17 protein-coding genes are annotated in these 15764 nt (G+C 73.6%); 6 read left to right on the top strand and 11 right to left on the bottom strand.

Annotation, left to right across the window (positions count from 1 at the left end; translation table 11 throughout):
• Positions 1-20: 20 nt before the first annotated feature.
• Positions 21-503: a DUF456 domain-containing protein gene (locus tag ACIRRU_RS22635; protein ID WP_403683319.1), complete on the top strand. Its 483-nt coding sequence runs from the start codon at positions 21-23 to the stop codon at positions 501-503.
• On the opposite strand, the gene ACIRRU_RS22640 is transcribed toward ACIRRU_RS22635, so the two are convergent.
• On the bottom strand, positions 428-1858 hold the full coding sequence (locus ACIRRU_RS22640) for a DNA-3-methyladenine glycosylase 2 family protein (RefSeq protein ID WP_403683468.1): 1431 nt from the start codon (positions 1856-1858) through the stop codon (positions 428-430). The two genes, ACIRRU_RS22635 and ACIRRU_RS22640, sit on opposite strands and share 76 nt — an antisense overlap.
• 72 nt (positions 1859-1930) lie before the next feature.
• Positions 1931-3100 (bottom strand): ribosome small subunit-dependent GTPase A, encoded by a 1170-nt coding sequence (gene rsgA / locus ACIRRU_RS22645; RefSeq protein ID WP_403683321.1) that lies wholly within the window; start codon positions 3098-3100, stop codon positions 1931-1933.
• Positions 3101-3406: 306 nt separating this feature from the next.
• Between rsgA and ACIRRU_RS22650 the strand changes: the two genes are divergently transcribed.
• A complete protein-coding gene (locus ACIRRU_RS22650) occupies positions 3407-3907 on the top strand; it encodes a DUF5949 family protein (protein ID WP_403683322.1) in 501 nt (166 codons plus the stop codon).
• A 149-nt stretch (positions 3908-4056) separates the two neighbouring features.
• On the opposite strand, the gene ACIRRU_RS22655 is transcribed toward ACIRRU_RS22650, so the two are convergent.
• The 6 genes from ACIRRU_RS22655 to ACIRRU_RS22680 form a co-directional block, all read right to left on the bottom strand.
• Positions 4057-4464: a rodlin gene (locus ACIRRU_RS22655; RefSeq protein WP_363201470.1), complete on the bottom strand. Its 408-nt coding sequence runs from the start codon at positions 4462-4464 to the stop codon at positions 4057-4059.
• Between the two features lie 120 nt (positions 4465-4584).
• Positions 4585-4782 carry a hypothetical protein gene (locus ACIRRU_RS22660; RefSeq protein ID WP_403683324.1) on the bottom strand — a complete coding sequence of 66 codons (198 nt, stop codon included), beginning with the start codon at positions 4780-4782 and terminating at the stop codon, positions 4585-4587.
• A 193-nt stretch (positions 4783-4975) separates the two neighbouring features.
• Positions 4976-5386 (bottom strand): rodlin, encoded by a 411-nt coding sequence (locus ACIRRU_RS22665; RefSeq protein ID WP_403683326.1) that lies wholly within the window; start codon positions 5384-5386, stop codon positions 4976-4978.
• A 207-nt stretch (positions 5387-5593) separates the two neighbouring features.
• Positions 5594-5884: a hypothetical protein gene (locus ACIRRU_RS22670; protein WP_403683327.1), complete on the bottom strand. Its 291-nt coding sequence runs from the start codon at positions 5882-5884 to the stop codon at positions 5594-5596.
• Between the two features lie 235 nt (positions 5885-6119).
• Positions 6120-6353 (bottom strand): chaplin, encoded by a 234-nt coding sequence (locus ACIRRU_RS22675; RefSeq protein WP_363201466.1) that lies wholly within the window; start codon positions 6351-6353, stop codon positions 6120-6122.
• Between the two features lie 292 nt (positions 6354-6645).
• The gene (locus ACIRRU_RS22680) at positions 6646-7047 is read right to left on the bottom strand and encodes a rodlin (RefSeq protein WP_363201465.1); all 402 of its coding nucleotides are present in this window, start codon (positions 7045-7047) and stop codon (positions 6646-6648) included.
• A gap of 347 nt (positions 7048-7394) precedes the next feature.
• On the opposite strand from ACIRRU_RS22680, the gene ACIRRU_RS22685 reads away from it, so the two are divergent.
• Positions 7395-8075: a chaplin family protein gene (locus tag ACIRRU_RS22685; protein ID WP_403683329.1), complete on the top strand. Its 681-nt coding sequence runs from the start codon at positions 7395-7397 to the stop codon at positions 8073-8075.
• Between the two features lie 97 nt (positions 8076-8172).
• Here the strand turns inward: ACIRRU_RS22685 and ACIRRU_RS22690 are convergent, their stop codons facing one another.
• The gene (locus ACIRRU_RS22690) at positions 8173-9393 is read right to left on the bottom strand and encodes an acetyl-CoA C-acetyltransferase (RefSeq protein WP_403683331.1); all 1221 of its coding nucleotides are present in this window, start codon (positions 9391-9393) and stop codon (positions 8173-8175) included.
• A gap of 384 nt (positions 9394-9777) precedes the next feature.
• Here ACIRRU_RS22690 and ACIRRU_RS22695 point away from each other — a divergent pair, with 384 nt between their 5' ends.
• Positions 9778-11322, top strand: a complete 1545-nt coding sequence (locus tag ACIRRU_RS22695; RefSeq protein WP_403683333.1) for a 3-hydroxyacyl-CoA dehydrogenase — start codon at positions 9778-9780, stop codon at positions 11320-11322.
• A gap of 16 nt (positions 11323-11338) precedes the next feature.
• Here the strand turns inward: ACIRRU_RS22695 and ACIRRU_RS22700 are convergent, their stop codons facing one another.
• Positions 11339-12487 (bottom strand): YihY/virulence factor BrkB family protein, encoded by a 1149-nt coding sequence (locus ACIRRU_RS22700; RefSeq protein WP_403683470.1) that lies wholly within the window; start codon positions 12485-12487, stop codon positions 11339-11341.
• A 74-nt stretch (positions 12488-12561) separates the two neighbouring features.
• Between ACIRRU_RS22700 and ACIRRU_RS22705 the strand changes: the two genes are divergently transcribed.
• The gene (locus ACIRRU_RS22705; RefSeq protein WP_403683335.1) at positions 12562-14199 is read left to right on the top strand and encodes an acyl-CoA dehydrogenase family protein; all 1638 of its coding nucleotides are present in this window, start codon (positions 12562-12564) and stop codon (positions 14197-14199) included.
• Between the two features lie 101 nt (positions 14200-14300).
• Here ACIRRU_RS22705 and ACIRRU_RS22710 read toward each other — a convergent pair whose 3' ends face one another.
• The gene (locus tag ACIRRU_RS22710; RefSeq protein ID WP_403683337.1) at positions 14301-14891 is read right to left on the bottom strand and encodes a DoxX family protein; all 591 of its coding nucleotides are present in this window, start codon (positions 14889-14891) and stop codon (positions 14301-14303) included.
• 352 nt (positions 14892-15243) lie between these two features.
• Here ACIRRU_RS22710 and ACIRRU_RS22715 point away from each other — a divergent pair, with 352 nt between their 5' ends.
• Complete coding sequence (locus ACIRRU_RS22715; protein ID WP_363201458.1) at positions 15244-15618, top strand: hypothetical protein; 375 nt, start codon at positions 15244-15246, stop codon at positions 15616-15618.
• Positions 15619-15764: the final 146 nt, after the last annotated feature.

Here is a 15764-nt window from a genome sequence, read left to right on the forward strand (position 1 = left end):
CTCTCCGGCACGCTGGTCGGATGAGTGTGTGGCAGCTCGTCGCCGTCGGCCTGGTCATGCTGCTGGGCCTGGTCGGGGTGCTGCTGCCGGGGGTGCCCGGACAGGCGATCGTGTGGGCTGCGGTCCTGTGGTGGGCGCTGACCGACATGACGACGGCCGCCTGGGCCGTTCTGATCGGCGCGACGGCCCTGATGCTGCTGAACCAGGCGCTGAAACCGCTGCTGCCGCCGCGCCGCCCCGGCGAGTCCGGGGCGCCCCGCCGGACGCTGGTGACGGGCGGCCTCGCGGCGATCGCGGGATTCTTCGTGGTGCCCGTGGCGGGCGCGGTCCTCGGATACGTGGGGGCGATCTTCGGCGCGGAGCGGCTTCGGCTGGGCAGCCGGGGCGCGGCCTGGGCGTCGGTGCGCTCGGTGATGCGGGCGACGGGCTATGCGGTGCTGGTGGAGCTGTTCGCGTGCCTGCTGGTGGCGGGGGCCTGGCTGGGCGCGGTGCTCTGGAGCTGACCGGCGGCGGTGTCCAGGTGGCGTACGGCGTACGAGCGCCAGGGCCGCCACGCCGCCGAGCCGGGCGTGCCCCACGGATCGACGTCGGGATCACCGAGGGCCCGGATGCGGATCAGCGCGGCCGTCGGCCGGTCGACGCCGGGCAGGGCCAGCAGCGCCCGCTCCGCCTCGTCCCGGTCGGCTCCGGCGTCCAGCCGTACCCGCCCGTCGGCGAGCGCGGCGGCCAGGGCCGCGAGCGCCGGGTCCTCGACGGCACCGGCGAGCGCGCCCGGCTCGGGGAAGACCCGGGTGAGCCCGCCGTACGGCGCGTCGAGCCGCTTCCCGTACCGCTCGACCAGCTCCCCGGCCCGCTCCCGCCCGACCAGCACCCGTACGGCGGCCTCCTCCGGGTCCGCCGCGCCCGGCGAGCGCAGCCCGGGGCGGGCGGCGACCAGCGGGGCGAGGCGGGGATCGGCGGCGAGGGCCTCGTCCACGGCGTACGGGTCGGCGTCCAGGTCCAGCAGCCTGCGCAGCCGCTGGACGGCGGTGGTCAGGTCGCGCGGGTCGGTGAGGTGGACCCGGGCCTCCAGCCAGGGGCCGGGCGAGGCCTCGTCGACGGCGGCGATCCCGGAGCCGTAGGGCAGCCGCAGGGTCCGCCGGTAGGTGCGGCCCCCGGGCTCCCCCGTCATCTCCTCGACCCCGGCGACCGCGTCGGCGGCCAGCAGGTCGAACATGGCGGCGGTGGCGTACGGGCCCCGGTGGGCGAGCCGCAGCGGTATCCCGGACCGCGCCCCGTCCCGGACCCGGCCGCCGAGCCCCGTCCCGGCCTCGGCGCGCAGGGCGCTGGGGGTACGGGCGTAGATCCGCCGGATGGTGTCGTTGAACTGCCGGACGCTGGCGAACCCGGCGGCGAAGGCGATCTCGGTGACGGGCAGCCCAGTGGTCTGGAGCAGTACCCGGGCGGTGTGGGAGCGCTGGGCGCGGGCGAGCGCGACGGGCCCCGCGCCCAGCTCGGCGGTGAGCTGGCGCTGGACCTGCCGGGCGCTGTAGCCGAGCCGCCCGGCGAGTCCGGGCACCCCTTCGCGGTCCACCACCCCGTCGGCGATCAGCCGCACGGCCCGGCCGACGACGTCGGCGCGGACGTTCCACTCGGCGGAGCCGGGCACCGCGTCGGGGCGGCAGCGGCGGCAGGCGCGGAAGCCCGCCGCCTGGGCGGCCGCCGCGGTCGGGTAGAAGCGCGCGTTGGCGCGCTTGGGCGTGATCGCCGGGCAGCTCGGCCGGCAGTAGACGCCGGTGGTGACGACGGCGAAGAAGAACACCCCGTCGAACCGTGCGTCGCGGCTGCTCACCGCCTCGTAGCTGGTTCTCTCGTCCATCACACCGTCCAGTGTGCGGCAGCCACCCCTGCCGCACTCGCGGTTTTCGGACGTCGAGCCGTACGCCTGCGGTTACCGCGCCCGGCCCCGCTTGGCCTGCATGGCCGCCCTCCCCTCGGCGCCCTTGCGCTTCCATTCCCTCAGGATCTCCGAGCGCACCCGGGCGTCGGTCTTGGCGACGATCCGCTGGTTCTCGCGGAGCAGCTTGCGGTAGCTGTCGAGGCGGCGTTCGGGCAGGGTGCCGTCCGCGAGCGCGCCGAGCACGGCGCACCCCGGTTCGACCGTGTGGGAGCAGTCGTGGAACCGGCATCCCGCGGCCAGTTCCTCGATCTCGGCGAACACCTCGCCCACCCCGGCCTCGGCGTCGAACAGGCCGACGCCGCGGAGACCGGGGGTGTCGATGAGGACGCCCCCGTGCGGAAGGACGAGGAGGTTGCGGGTGGTGGTGGTGTGCCGCCCCTTGCCGTCGACGGCTCGGGCGGCCCGCACCTCCATCACGTCCTGGCCGAGCAGGGTGTTGGCGAGGGTGGACTTGCCCGCGCCGGAGATGCCGAGCAGCACGCTCGTACCGCCGGAGACGACGGCCTCGAAGACGTCGAGCCCTTCGCCGGTGGTGGAGCTGACGGGCAGCACCTGGACGCCGGGGGCGATCGCCTCGACGTCCTGGACGAGGTGGGTCACGGTGACGGCGTCGGGCACCAGATCGGCCTTGGTGAGCAGCACGATCACCTGGGGGTGGTGCTCCGCCCCGGTGCGCGGCCCGTCGCCGAGCAGCGCGGCGCCGGCGGAGCTGGACAGGGCGAGCGCGAGGAAGCGTTCCAACCGGCCGAGGTCCAGTTCGACGGCGAGCGAGACGCAGATGGCGATGTGGTCGATGTTGGTGGCCAGCACCTGCCCCTCGGACCGCTGCGAGGAGGTCGAGCGGACGAAGGCGGTACGGCGCGGCAGCAGCGTACGGACGAACCGCGGGTCGCCGTCCGCGTCGAGCGCCGCCCAGTCGCCGGTGCAGACGATCCGCATCGGGTCCCGGGGCACGACGAACGCGGTGTCGGCGCGGACGAGGCCGTCGGCGGTGATGACGTCGCACTGGCCGCGGTCCACCCGCACCACACGCCCGGGGACCAGCCCCTGCCGGGTGTGAGGGGAGAAGGCTGCCGCCCAGTGCTCGTCCCAGCCGTAGGGAGTCAGCGGGTGCGCGGCGGAGGGGTGGGACGAAGCTGCCGGAGAAAGCGGGAAAGACAAGGGAGACCCTTCACAGGGTGGCCCCGGCACGCGCGCTCGGCGCGGAGTGATGAGAAGTGGTCAGCCGGTGGCCACGGGGATGAGGACGATGCTCTTGTGGGCCGTGCCCACCGCGACGACAGTCGTCAATGTCCTCACCTCCTGTTTCCTGCACCTGGTGACCCGCTCACCCTAGACCGGGGCCGGGGAGCGGCGTCAACGGGTTTTCCGGTCGACGGACCCGTTCGCCGGAGTTGCGAGCACCTCTCCCCCGATCGGGTGATACGCGTGCATAGGGGCGGGTCCATGGCCGTTAGGGTGCCGAGCATGACGACACCCCAGACCTCCGCCAACACCTACACACCGGCCCAGTTGGGCACCCAGATCCTGATCGGCTGGAGCGGCCGGCAGCCCGACGCCGACCAGGACACCGCCTTCCTGCTCGCCTATTCGCTGGGTGACGGGCAGGACGGTCCGGAGGTCGGCCGCGAGGCCGTGCGGACCGCTCTGGAGCGGGCGGGGCTGAAGGTCGGCGGCTCGATCCAGGACGCGGCGCAGACGTCGAGCATCCAGGCCAAGCTGCTCGTCCAGGCGGGCCAGGCCGTCCTCACGCTGCCCCACCTCAAGGCGCAGTACCCGGCGCCGGCCGAGTGGCTGGCGGCGGCCCAGGCGCAGGGCCAGGTGTACGGCATGTTCGCGACCGCGCCGTGGCCGGAGGCCGTCCCCGGGCAGCCGGTCAGCGAGGACCAGTTGCGCGCCTTCGCCGCCGACGAGGAGGTCGTCCGCACGGCCGCGCACTGCCTGCTCCCGGTCCGCACCCTGGGCTGATCCGCCGCCGCGTCGCACACGGCGGGACACACAGCGAGGCCCACCACCCCCCGTGGAGTGGTGGGCCTCGTCGTGCGACCGCCGCGGCGGCGCGGGAACGAGGACGGGCGGCCCGGAGGATGACCTCAGGACCGCCCGTGCCGGGTGGGTCAGCTGTTGCCGACGCCGTTGCCCGAGAGAACCGGGATGCCGTCCAGGATGTGCGACAGCGGCTCGTCGCCCTTGGCCTGGGTGGAGTTGTCGGAGCACTGCTGGTTCTGCGGGTTGGACAGGACGTTGACGTCCTGGACCGCGACCGGCACGAGGCCGACGAGCGAACCGACGTTGACCTTGGCCGGCAGGCCGACGCAGAGCTTGTTCAGCGTGCCCTGCACCAGCTGGTTCTGCGGGCTCCAGTCACCCTTGGTCTCGGCGTTGCCGAACTCCTGCTCGGCACCGTTGCCGTTGACCGTGGTGGTGCCACCGTCGTTGCCGATCGCCATGGCCGTGGGAGCCGCGGCTGCGGACAGACCGAGCAGGGACACTGCCACTGCCGCGCCGGCCATCATCTTCTTCATCAAGCTTCACCTTTCGGAGCGTCCCGTTGTGGAACGTACTGATCAACCGACGCGGACCGCGATCGGTTGCGCGGTACCACCCAAATGGGTTCGATCCGGCGCAAGGTCGACGCTTTCTCCTCAGTTCCCGGCGGTCTCGTCCGGGGTGCGGGCGGCGGGGACGAACCCGCCGCTCCGCGGGACGGGTTCCGGGGTCTCCTGCGGGGCGGGGCCGTGGCCTGCCGCTCGCCATTCGGCCACGAGCCGGTCGTAGATCGGCGTGCTGCTCGGTGCGGGCTGCTCTCCGCGGTGCGGGGGCTGACTGCCGTACGGATCCATGAAGAGGCCCTACCCGGGCGGGGCCGGATCGTCTGCCGGGGCTACGGCATCCGGCCCAATCGCCGCACCGCTCGCGCCCGACCGCCCTCCGGCAGGGCGCGGGACGGGCCACCGCACGCCGAAGGGCCAGCCCGTTCCGTCCGGCGAGAGGTCGCCGGACGGAGGGACTGGCCCCCGGTGGTTCTTCGTGGCGTCAGTTGTTGCCGGCGCCGTTGCCCGAGAGGATCGGGATGTCGCCGAGGAGGTGCGACAGGGCCTCGTCACCCTTAGCCTGGGTGGAGTTCTCGGTGCACTGCTGGTTCTGCGGGGAGGACAGGACATTGATGTCCTGGACGGCGACCGGCACGAGGCCGACGAGGGAGCCGACGTTCGCCTTCGCGGGCAGGGCGATGCAGGGCTTGTTCAGCGAGCCCTGGATGAGGGCGAACTGCGGGCTCCAGTCACCGTGGGTGGCGGAGTTGCCGTAGGCCTGCGAGGCGCCGTTGCCGTTGACCGACGTGGTGCCGTTGTCGTTGGCGATGGCCATGGCGGACGGGGCGGCCGCAGCGGAGACACCGACGACCGAGGCAGCGACGGCCGCCGAGGCCATAATCTTCTTGATCATGAAAAGCCCTTCTGGGATGAAACGTGTGCCCGCCTGTCCGGAGCGTTCTGAACAACTCGCTCCGGCGGGATCTGGTTATGCCCGTTCACTCGAACGGTGGCTATTCCTCCGCGCGTTCACGGAAAGGCGATGCCGGAACGGACGGGAATGCGGTGACCGGAGAAAAAGGGCGTCCGGCGAAACCCGGGGGCCGCCGGCGCGGGACGGTCAGCTGCCGAGGGGGACGCCGCCGAGCAGCGGGGCGGCGCCCTCGGCCACGCCGGTGGCTTCACCGGCCAGCTTGCCGACCGTGCCGTCCTTGGAGACGGTCTCGGTGGTCTCGCCGACGGCCTCGACCAGCGGGTCCACCACCTGCGGGGCACTGGCCATGACCTGGTTGAGGCCACGGTCGAGGCTGAAGTTGGGGGCCGTGACGTCAGTGGCGGCGAAGGCGGGGGCGGCCGCGCCGAGGGCGGCCACGGAACCGGCGACGAGCGCGGCGGTCTTCGCGTACTTCACTTCGGAGTTCCCTTCTGCGCGGCGTCTGCTTCGGTCACGTTCCCGTGCCGCACACAAGCTTTCTTTACCTGTGACTTCTGCCGCTTTCCCTCTGAATAACGATCAGTCCGCAATCGGGAAACTGCGCGGGGGCGTTTTTCTGTCGCGTCGGCGGCCGTTCAACGAAAAGGCCCCGGACGGCGATCGCCGTCCGGGGCCGACCGGTCCCGGGCTGGACGCCCGGCCGGTCAGTGACTCACTTGTTGATGCAGGCGTTGCCGAAGGCCGGGTTCAGCAGGCCGATCACGTTGACGGTGTTGCCGCACAGGTTGATCGGAATGTTGACCGGGACCTGGAGGATGTTGCCGGACAGCACGCCCGGGGAGTGCGCGGCGACGGCCTCGGCACCCGAGTCGGCCATGGCCGGAGCGGCGGCGCCCATCGCCATGAGCGTTCCGGCGGCGACGGCGGCAACCTTGGTGTACTTCACTGTGTGTCCCTTTCCTCGGCGGAGTCCGGCGCGGTCACGACGTTCGTGCCGCCCCGAGCCCTGTATGGATCGCTCGTGACTCCGGCGCTGCCCTCCGTGACGACGGACGGCCGGAATCGAAACTGCCCGGGGAGCGGATTCCCGGAGAACCGCCTGAATGACGCGACGTCGATTCGGCGGGTGGTGCGCGGACGCGGCGACCGGAGCCGCCGCGCGTTCTCGCGGAAAGCGGCGGGCCCAGGCCGCTCGGGGGAGGAACGCCGAGGGCCCGGACCCGGGTATGTCAGCCGTGTCAGCTGTTGCCCGCACCGTTGCCCGAGAGGATCGGGATGTCCTCCAGGATGTGCGACAGGGCCTCGTCGCCCTTCGCCTGGGTGGAGTTCTCGGTGCACTGCTGGTTCTGCGGGGAGGACAGGACGTTGATGTCCTGGACCGAGACCGGCACGAGACCGACGAGCGAACCGACGTTGCCCTTGAGCGGGAGGCCGACACAGGGCTTGTTCAGCGAGCCCTGGACCAGGCCGAACTGCGGGCTCCAGTCACCGTGGGTCTCGGCGTTGCCGTAGGACTGCGAAGCGCCGTTTCCGTTGACCGAGGTCGTGCCTCCGTCGTTGCCGATCGCCATGGCCTGCGTCGCGCCGAGACCGAGGACGGAGGCGGCGACAGCGCCCGTAGCCAGAACCTTCTTGATCACGATTAACCCTTCTCGTACTGGTTGCCCCTTGGCGGAGCGCCCTGACCAACTCGGTCCCGGGCGTTTGGTTCCGCCCATTCACCCGAATGCCGGGCACGCGGTGGAGTGGCGGGCTCCGGCTGCCGTGCGGATGCGCACGCGTCGCCCCGAATCCGTTCGCACGACCACGTGTTCGTGTTCGGCGGAATCGTTTTCCCTACCTGGGGAACGGAGGTTGCGGGATACGCACACGCCATCCGTTCGGGTGATTACAAAATTTCCACGCATCGCCAAGTTTCCCCCACAGCCCCCGGTCGTTATGGCATTCGTCCAGCGCGCATGTGTCAGGGAAGGGCAAGTAACAAGTAATGCGACAGGTCTTGAACAAGAGTTTCATCGTCGTGGCGGCCGCCTCCGGCCTCCTCGCCGCGGTCGGCGGCACCGCGCACGCCGACGCGTCGGCCGAGGGTGCCGCCATCGGTTCGCCGGGGGTCGGTTCGGGCAACACCGTTCAGGCGCCGGTGCACGTTCCGGTGAACGTGTGCGGCAACACGGTCAATGTGATCGCCCTGCTGAACCCGGCCTTCGGCAACAAGTGCGTCAACACCGACACGCCGAAGCCCCCGCACCCGCCGACGGACAAGCCCCCGGTCGACAAGCCGCCGGTGGACGAACCGCCGACGGACAAGCCCCCGGTGGACGAGCCCCCCGTGGACGAACCGCCGACGGACGAGCCGCCGGTGGACGAGCCGCCGGTCGATGAGCCCCCGGTGGACGAACCGCCCGTGGACCAGCCCCCGGTCGACGAACCGCCGGTGGACCAGCCGCCCGTGGACCAGCCGCCGGTCGACGAGCCGCCGACCGACACCCCCGGTACGGACACTCCGGGTGGCGGCACCCCCGGGTCCGGCACTCCCGGCTCCCACACCCCGGGTGCGCACCTGGCCGACACCGGTGCCGCCGAGCTGGGTCTGGCCGCCGGTGCCAGCGCCGCGCTGATGCTCGGCGGGGCCGTGCTGATGCGCCGTACCCGTAGCGCGCGGGACTGATACCGCGCCTGCGTGAGAACGAGGTCCGGCCGGACAGCGGGGACTGTCCGGCCGGACCTTTCCGTCTGCCCTGCGCCGGGCGGGCGGCCGCCAACCGTCAGACCGCGACGCGTTCGAAGACCGCGGCGAGACCCTGACCGCCGCCGATGCACAGGGTCTCCAGGCCGTAGCGGGCCTCGCGCCGGTGCAGTTCGCGGGTGAGCGTGGCGAGGATCCGGGCTCCGGTGGCGCCGACCGGGTGGCCGAGCGAGATGCCCGACCCGTTGACGTTGATCCGCTGTTCGTGGTCCTTCTCGCCGAGACCCAGCTCCCTGGTGCAGGCGAGGACCTGGGCGGCGAAGGCCTCGTTCAGCTCGATCAGGTCCAGGTCGGCGAGGGTGAGGCCCGCCCGGTCGAGGGCGGTGCGGGTCGCGGCGACGGGGGCGATGCCCATGGTGGCGGCGGGGACCCCGGCGCGGGCGAAGGAGACCAGGCGGACCAGCGGGGTGAGGCCCAGGCGCTCCGCGGTCGCGGCGCTGGTGACCAGGCAGGCGGCCGCCGCGTCGTTCTGGCCGCTGGCGTTGCCCGCGGTGACGGTGGCGTCCGGGTCGGACGTGGCCATCACCGGGCGGAGGGCGGCGAGTTGTCCGGCCGTCGTGTCGGGGCGGGGATGTTCGTCGGCGGTGACGGTCGTCTCGCCCTTGCGGGTGCGTACGCTCACGGGGACGGTCTCCGCGTCGTAGCGTCCCTCGGCGGCGGCGTGGGCGGCGCGCTGCTGGGAGCGCAGGGCCAGGGCGTCCTGGTCGGCGCGGCTGATGCCGTACTCCCGACGCAGGTTCTCCGCCGTCTCGATCATGCCGCCGGGCACCGGGTGGTTGACGCCGCCCGCCGTGACCCGGCCCCGGGCCAGGGCGTCGTGGAGCTGGAGGCCGGGGCCCTTGATGCCCCAGCGGCCGTCGTGGGTGTAGTAGGGGGCGGCGCTCATGACGTCGATGCCGCCCGCGATGACGACGTCGCTGAACCCGGCGCGGATCTGCATCGCTGCGTCCAGGACCGCCTGGAGTCCCGAGCCGCAGCGGCGGTCGATCTGAGAGCCGGTGACCGTGACGGGGAGTCCGGCGTCCAGGGCCGCGACGCGGCCGACGGCGGGGGCCTCGCTGGTCGGGTAGGCGTGGCCGAGGATCACCTCGTCGACCCGGCCGGGGTCGACGCCGGTGCGGGCGACGACCTCCGCGATGACGCGCGCGGCCAGCGCGGCCGGGGTCTGCTGGGCGAACACCCCGCCGAACCGGCCGATGGGGGTGCGCAGGGGTTCGCAGATGACGACGTCGAGCGGCACGGGCGGCCTTCCTTCGGGGCTACGGGCGGGGCGGGGCGACGGGCGACGGGCGACGGGCGACGGGCGACGGGGTGAGCTTCGCGTCCGGCGACCGGGGCGGTTCCGGGGCGGACGCGCCCGGCACCGGGAGTCCGGGCGTCCCGGTCGCCTCACCGTCCGCCGCGCGTACGGGTGTCGGCAGGGCGTCCCGGGCGACGGGCGGCTCGGTGGGGAGGGCGGCCGACGGGTTGTCGGGGCGTGGGCGGGGAGGTGTGGCCGACAGAGCCGGGGGGTCTCGATGGGACCCTAATCCGGTAGTGGACACCGATCAATGGGCCCTGACACGGTGAGGGCGCGACGATGTCGGTCCGACCGCTTCTCCTCCGTCGAAAGGGCCTTTCCGCCATGCGTATCAGGATCGTCGGAGCCGGGGCCATGGGCCGTGGCATCGCCCAGTGGGCGGCGAGCGCCGGGCACACCGTGGAACTCGCCGACGTACGGCCCGAGGCGGTGTCGGCGGCCCTGGACTTCGTCGCCTCGATGCTGGACCGGGCGGTGGCCAAGGGCCGGACGACCGCGGCCGCCCGGGACGCGGCGGTGGCCCGGCTGGTGCCGCTCGGCGACCCGTGGGCGGCGGGCCCGGACGTGGAACTGGTCATCGAGGCGGTCCGGGAGGATCTGGGGACCAAGGCGGAGGTGTTCGGGAAGCTGGAGCGGGCGCTGCCCGCCTCCGTGCTCTTCGCGACGAACACCTCCTCCCTGTCGGTCACCCGGATCGCGGCGACGCTCCAGGACCCGTCGCGCCTGGCCGGGCTGCACTTCTTCAACCCGGTGCCGCTGATGCGGATCGTGGAGGTGGTGCCGGGGGCGGCGACCCGCCCGGAGATCCCGGCCCTGCTCACCGCGTGGGTGGAGAGCTGCGGGCACCGGGCGGTGACCGTCGCCGACACCCCCGGTTTCCTGGTCAACCACGCCGGGCGGGGGCTGGTGACCGAGGCGCTGGCGCTGCTGGAGGAGTCGGTGGCCGTTCCGGCGGAGATCGACCGGATCGCCCGGGACGTCCTGGGGCTGCGGATGGGCCCCTTCGAGCTGATGGACCTGACCGGACTGGACGTGACGGCTGCGGTCGTCGACGCGATCTGGACGGGCTTCCGCCACGAGGACCGGCTGCGCCCCTCCTTCCTCACCCCGAACCGGGTGGTGGCGGGGCTGCACGGCCGCAAGACGGGCCGGGGCTGGTACGCGTACGGGGACGGGGCGTCCGGCCCCGCGCCGGAAAGCCCGGTCGGTGGGGACGGGGAGCGCCCGGTGTTCCTGGCCTCGGCCGGGCGGGCGGAGACCGCCGGGTACGAGGAGGCGCTGAGCGGTTCGCTGGAGGCGGCGGGGGTCCGCGTCGAGCGGGGCGCGGGGCCGTCGGCTGCGGCCGTGGTGCTGGTGCCGGTGTGGGGGACGACGGTGGCGGCGGCGATCGCGACGGGCGGGCTGCCCCGGGAGCGTACGTTCGGGGTCGAGGTGCTGCCCGCGGCGGGGCGGCGGCGGGTCCTGGCGGTGACGCCCGCCACCGCGCCGGAGGCCGCCCGGGACGCGCGGGCGGTGCTGGCGCGCGGGGCCGGGGAGCCGTACGCGGTGTCGGTGGTGCGGGACACGGCGGGGACGGTGGCGCAGCGGCTGCTGTCCTCCGTGGTCGCGGTCGGCTGTTCGATCGCGGAACGCTCGCTGGCCGCGCCCGCCGACATCGATCTCGCGGTGACCACGGGCCTCGGCTATCCGGCCGGGCCGCTGGCGTGGGGCGAGCGTGTCGGGGCCGTACGGATGCTGGAGCTCCAGCGGGCGCTGCACGCGTCGACCGGCGATCCGCGGTACCGGCCGACGCGCTGGATCACCGAGCGGGCCGCCCTGGGCTTGGCCGTGACCGACCCGGGGACCTCGCCGGAGGACTGCCTGGGGTGAGGGCCGGGGCGGCCGTCTACCAGGCGCCCGAGGGTGGCGGCTGGTCGGTGTCCTTGGGCGGCTTCGCCTCCTGCGGTTCCCTGGGGCCCTTGGGTTCCTTCTCGCGGGTCGCGTGCAGCCGGGACTTCACGTCGTCGGGCGGAAGGAAGCGGGACCAGCGCTCGGGGAACTCGGAGGGCATGTACGCGGGGCCCTCGTCCTCGTCGTCGTCGGTGGCGGCCTCGTAGGCGGAGGCCCGGGAGCGGGCGAGGAGTTCGGCGGCCTGGGCGGCGCGGGCGCGCTCGGTGACCTCGCGGGCGGCGGCGGTGGCGAGCGAGGGCCACACCCGGTCGATGGCCGCGTTGACCGCGGCGCCGACCAGGACAGCGAAGGCGGAGATGCCGATCCAGAGCAGGACGGCGACGGGCGCCGCCAACGAGCCGTAGATCGTCGGCCCTTCGACCGTGTTGGTGAGGTAGATGCGCAGCAGGAAGCTGCCGAGCACCCACATGCCGAGCGCCACCAGCGCCCCGGGCACGTCCTCGATCCAGGGCGACCGCACGGGGACGGACACGTGGTAGAGCGTCGTGAGGAACGCGACGCTGAGCAGGATCACGAGCGGCCAGTACGCCACGGCTATGACCTCGGTGCCCCAGGGCACGAACTCCACGACCCGGTCGGGGCCGACCACCAGCAGCGGCAGCACGACCGCGCCCAGCAGCAGGGCGACGACGTAGAGCAGGAAGGCGAGCAGCCGGGTCTTGACGATGCCGCGGTGGCCGTCGAGGCCGTACATCACGGTGATGGTGTCGATGAAGACGTTCACCGCGCGGGAGCCGGACCACAGGGCGATGGCGAAGCCGATGGAGATGACGTCGGGGCGGGCCCCGGTGGTGACGTCGGCGAGCAGCGGCTTGGCGAAGTCGTTGACGCCGCGTTCGGAGAGCACCGTCTGGGACGCGGAGAGGATGTTGCGCTCGATGGAGGCGACCGTCTCCGTGGTCGTCCACTCGTCGACGTAGCCGAGCAGTCCGATCAGGCCGAGCAGCAGCGGGGGCAGCGAGAGCAGGGTGAAGAACGCCGCCTCGGCCGCGAGGCCCAGGATGCGGTACTCGATGCACGAGTTGACGGTGTCCTTGAGCAACTGCCACGCCATCCGGCGCTTGGAGACGTTGCGGTAGAGCACTCGCGCCCGGTGGAGCCGGCCCGGTGGCCGCTCGGGTGTTTCCTTTGCTGCCTGCACCTCCTTACCGTAACGGCATGGCAGCCACCACCCACACCGTGTCCAACCAGGTTCCGCCCCTGGTCGGCTATGACGTCTTCGCCGCCGACCGGGTCCTCACCGAGGCGGTCGAGCGGCATGTCGACCCGGGTGTCCTGCCCGGGGCGCTGGGCGAACTCGCCGAGCTGGGCCGGTCCGCCGGGTCCGCCCAGGCGCAGGAGTGGGGTGCGCGGGCGAACGCGCATCCGCCGGTTCTGCACACGCACGACCGGTACGGGAACCGGATCGACGAGGTGGAGTTCCATCCGTCCTGGCACCGGCTGCTGGGCCACGCCGTGTCGGCCGGGCTGACGGACGCCTGGGGGCGCCCGGCCGGTCATGTGCGGCGCGCGGCGGGGTTCCTGGTGTGGACGCAGGCCGAGGCGGGGCACGGCTGCCCGCTGTCGATGACGCACGCCGCGGTGCCCGCGCTGCGGACCGATCCGGCGCTGGCCGCCGTCTGGGAGCCGCTGCTGACCTCGTACGTCTACGAGGAGGGGCTGCGGCCCGCCCAGGAGAAGGCCGGGGCGCTCCTCGGGATGGGCATGACGGAGAAGCAGGGCGGCACGGACGTGCGGTCCAACACGACGCGGGCACAGCCGCTGCCGGGCGAGGGCGAGTATCTGCTCACCGGGCACAAGTGGTTCTGTTCGGCGCCGATGTCGGACGGGTTCCTGGTGCTGGCGCGGGCGCCGGGCGGGCTGAGCTGTTTCCTGGTGCCGCGGGTGCTCCCCGACGGAACGCGCAACCCGTTCGCGATCCAGCGGCTGAAGGACAAGCTGGGCAACCGGTCCAACGCCTCCGGCGAGGTCGAGTTCGACGGGACGTGGGCACGCCTCGTCGGCGAGGAGGGGCGGGGGGTGCGGACCATCATCGGGATGGTCGCCGCCACCCGGCTGGACTGCGTGATCGGTTCGGCGGCGCTGATGCGGCAGGCGGTGGCGCAGGCCGTCCACCACAGCACCTACCGCTCGGTGTTCGGCGGGCCGCTGATCGAGAAGCCGCTGATGCGCAACGTGCTGGCCGACCTGGCGCTGGAGTCGGAGGCGGCCACCGTCCTGGCGATGCGGCTGGCGGCGGCCTGCGACACGGACACCGAGGAGGAGCGGGCCTTCCTGCGGCTCGCGGTGCCCGCCGCGAAGTACTGGGTCACCAAGCGGTGCACCGCGGTGGTCGGCGAGGCGCTGGAGTGCCTGGGCGGCAACGGGTACGTGGAGGAGTCGGGGATGCCTCGGCTGCTGCGCGAGGCGCCGCTCAACTCGATCTGGGAGGGCTCCGGCAACGTGCAGGCCCTGGACGTGCTGCGGGCGCTCCAGCGGGAGCCCGGCGCGGTGGAAGCGTTCCTGCGCGAGGTCGGGAAGGGGCGCGGGGCCGACCACCGGCTGGACGCGGCGGTCAAGGACCTGCTGACGGAGCTGGGGGACCTGGAGGGCATCGAGGCGCGGGCCCGGCGGGTGGTGGAGCGCGTCGCGCTGGTGCTCCAGGGTTCGCTGCTGGTGCGCTGGGCGCCGCCGGAGGTGGCGGACGCGTTCTGCGCGTCGCGGCTCGGCGGGGACCGGGGGGCGACGTTCGGCACGTTGCCGCACACGCTGGACCTGGCCTCGGTGGTGGCGCGGGCCCGGCCGGTCGCCGCGTAGACCGGGACGAGCGGCGGGTGGACCGGGACGAGCGGTGGGTCCCTCCCGCGCTCCGGGAGGGACCCACGACGACACCGGCCGGGACGCCGGCTCCCCGGTGCTCAGCTCAGGCGCTTGCGGGCCGCCTCGACGGAGTGCGTGACGCTGTCCACGGTCGCGCCCGCTGCGTTCCCCACCTGGTGGGTGACGGCGTGGGCGCGGTGGCTGAGCGCGTCGGACGCGTGGCTCGCGGTCCGGCGGGTCCGGTACGCGAGCGAGGGCTTGCCGTGGGTGTCGGCCGCGGCGATCAGCAGCCCGCCGAACAGGGACACCTTGGTGAGGATCTCCACGCGCCGCGCCCTGTCCTCCTCGTCCGCCCCGTCCTCGTGGGAGCTCTTCCCGGCGGCCCGGTCCCCGGACGCCGTCAGGGTGGAGGAGACCAGGGTCACCGCGAGGGCAGCGGACGCGAGCCGGGGCGCACGCCCCAGGGCGAGCAGGACTCCGGCGCCGAGCTGGACCGCGCCCTGGAGGCGGGCCAGCTGCGCGGGGTCCTCCGGCAGGAACGGGACCCGCGAGGCGAGTGCGGACGCCTCCCGTTCTCGCCCGGAATCCTCGGGGACGTCGGGGCGGGCGGGCTCGCGGACCGCCGCGAGCCCGTCACGGATGAAGGTGGCGGCCAGCAGGGGCCGGGCAACTCTACGCAGAACAGCCATGCCGGTCCGTTGCCCCGTCTGGTACGGGCCACACCCCCCGGGGACCGGAATGCTCCGGGGGTGTGGCGGCCGATCGGCGGTGTGTGCCGGGGGTGCCCCGCCGGTCGGGCCGGGTCCCGCGGGGGCGGAGGCCGGTGCCGTGCGTCGTCAGGCGGAAGGCCGGGGCGGGGCTGTGGCGAGGGGCGACGACACGGCGAGGTGCGGTGCCGGGGCACGTGGGCCCGGCATGATCGACAGGACATCCCCCAGGTGTCGACCGGTGAAGCGTGGGAACTCGTGATCCGTCGTGCCGTCGGGGGCGTTCGGAAGGGACGTCCGGCGGCGGCGTCGGCGGAGAGATGAGGAGGACGCTGTGGGAGCTGGTCCGGTGCGTTGGGTGGGTGCGGCGACCGCCGCCTACGGAGTGGGGGTTCTGGTGCGCCCGGCGCTGATGGCCCGTCCGTGCGGCCTGGACGAGGAGGACGGGTCCGTACCCGTTCCGACCGCGCTGCTGATCCGCGCCTTGGGCGTCCGGGACGCGGCGATCGGCCTCGCCATGCTGATCGCCAAGGACGGCTCCGCGCTGCGGGCCGCGACCGCGTGCCGGGTCGCGGCCGACCTCGGCGACGCGGTGCTCTTCGGTACGCAGCTGCCCGATCCGGCCGCGCGCCGCAAGGCCGCCGCGGTCGCGGGAGGCTGGGGAGCGCTGTGCGCGGCGGCGGGCCTGGCGTCCAGGAACGTCCGGTAGGCGGGCGCGGGCCGACGGCGAACCCGCCGGGCGGTCGCGGGCCGGTGACCCCCTCGGGTGTCGCGCGCACGCGACCGCCCCCCGCGGCGCGCGGCGGGGGCCGCTTCCGGGCTGACGTCGGACGGGAACCGATGCGGTGGACGGGA

Source organism: Streptomyces sp. NPDC101181 (genome assembly GCF_044767975.1).
In the GTDB taxonomy this organism is placed as follows: domain Bacteria; phylum Actinomycetota; class Actinomycetes; order Streptomycetales; family Streptomycetaceae; genus Streptomyces.